Raw genomic sequence first — 1,977 nt, 5'->3', positions numbered from 1 at the left:
GTCTTGATCATTGCCAGTTCCGTCGTCCCAAGCGCGCGGATGACACCCAGCAGCTTGTGCTCGCTACGCAATGCGGTGGTCAGGGTATGCACAAACTTGGGTTGCAGTTGCTCAAGGGACGAACGGGTGAGGGTTTGTGCCGCCGCTAACGTTTTAACCGAAATGGACGGGTGTTTATCCAGCTGTTGCTCGAGTGCCTGCTTGACGGTGGAGAGACTTTCCAGTTGTTCTTTTGCCGATTCTGCCCGCACGGTGGCCGGTCGGGCACTCCATCGCTGATCGGCCCGGGTGCTCCAGCGGCCGTTTGCATCGCCGGTCAACAGGCGATTGTCGATCAGGCCCCGTACATCCAGCGCATTGTCGAGCAACGCATGCACATTGAGCGTGCCCTCGCTTTCCCGGTACCGGCTCAGGGCGTAGGTCAGGTTCTGCCATTGCTTGGCCCGGACATCTTCCATGAGTCGCTCAAACACCTGGCCGCTAATCGGTTCAGCAATGATCAGGCGCTCCTGTGGCTCAAGCGACAGGAAGGTGCCGCGTTCCTCGAGGGACATGAAATTAAGCAGATTGTCCTCGTGACCTTCACTTTTGAGCATGGTCAGTATCGTGTCTTTTATCGCTGCAAGATCGGTACTGGCCTGGATGCCTGAGGAGTGGGTGTACAGGTAGCCCAAGGTGTCCGAGTTACCGCACATAAAGGTGGATGCGAGCTCTACGTAATGTTTGTAGAGGGCGCTGACACGTACGGCCTCGACCCGTAACGGAAGGGCTGGCGCAGGCGCGGCGCCGCTGACGCTCATCAACTCCAGATATTCAGTGGTGTTCAAAATACCTTGCTGACGTTTTCGCAGAAGATCCACATGATAGGCATCCCGCATGCCCTCGGCGAAAAGTTCGGAACGGGACTGCCCGCTGCTCATGGGAGAATTCCAGAAGGTTTCGAGCAGACTTTGCAGGTGGGGCGTGAAGCTTTGCGCGATCTCTTTTACCTCGAGTTCCCAGGCCTGGTTATCCGCGTCGCTGCTCACACCGTGGCCGGGGTTGGAGAAGGTCCTGATGTCGCCATCCGGCCATTGATTGGTCAGGTAGAAGTGCAGCAGGRCATCGCTCAAAGACAGCGAAGAAAGCTTGCGCCGGTTTTCCGGGTTGTCGGTATTGGGGGAGGGAGAAGCGCTGTCGATAAAACTATCCAGTTGCGTACGGCGCTGGTCCAGTTTGGGAAAACGCTTGGCCAGGGCGATGTTGAGCAGCTCGTCCAGCATCGATTGCAGCGACGGAATTTTCACCAGTTCAGCCAGCATCGTCTGGATGTTCTGCGTCTGGTTGCGGTCGAGGATCTGCTCCTGGTCCTGAAACCCCGCCCCCTCGATTTTTTGCGGCGTCACTGTCAAACCCGTGGCAGCCAATGCAGTCGCCCGCTGTTCGATAGAGAGATAACGCAACAGCGCCTGCTTGCCGTCGTCCTGGCTCAGCAGTTCCTCGAGTTTCTTGGTGAGGTCGGTCATGTCCGCGTATTTGACGAGACCTTTCCACGGTGTGTAGAGGATGACTTCGCCGTTGGCCTTGTGTTCGTTTTTGACATCGTCCTCGACTTTGGGGTGACTCATGCAAAACGCACCGGCCAATGGAATGTCAGTCCCGTCGGGCATCTTCAACATCAACCGATCTATCTGCATCGGAGTCTTTTGGGCTGCGCGAACCTCGTGGGTGGCGAGATAGACACCACCCCTCAACCATTTCAAATCGTCAAGAGTGAGATGCAGCGCTTTCTCGCGATCACCGGGGTGTTTGGCATTGGATGCACGTTCTGCCTCGTCGAAAAAATAYGGCAGTGCTGGAGCAGTCATGATTTTTCCTCGATGGGCTGCGATCGATGGCGATCGCAGGTCGTTGGCTCGAGGGAAAACAGTAGGGCCAATGAAAAGCCCGGGTGCGGTACATATTGCTTGAGCTTATCCTTTGTCGCAGGCTTGACAG

The 1,977-nt window shown here is 56.5% G+C and carries 1 protein-coding gene; it reads right to left on the bottom strand.

Annotation, left to right across the window (positions count from 1 at the left end; genetic code table 11):
- On the bottom strand, positions 1–1,847 hold a 1,847-nt coding region (locus AC1DLB_RS28775), incomplete at its 3' end, for a dermonecrotic toxin domain-containing protein (protein ID WP_477786165.1).
- Between the last annotated feature and the right edge of the window lie 130 nt (positions 1,848–1,977).

The sequence above is a fragment of the Pseudomonas sp. 05N434 genome (genome assembly GCF_056396965.1).
The sequence above is the reverse complement of the archived record's forward strand: the minus strand, read 5'-3'. Positions and strand labels throughout refer to the sequence as shown.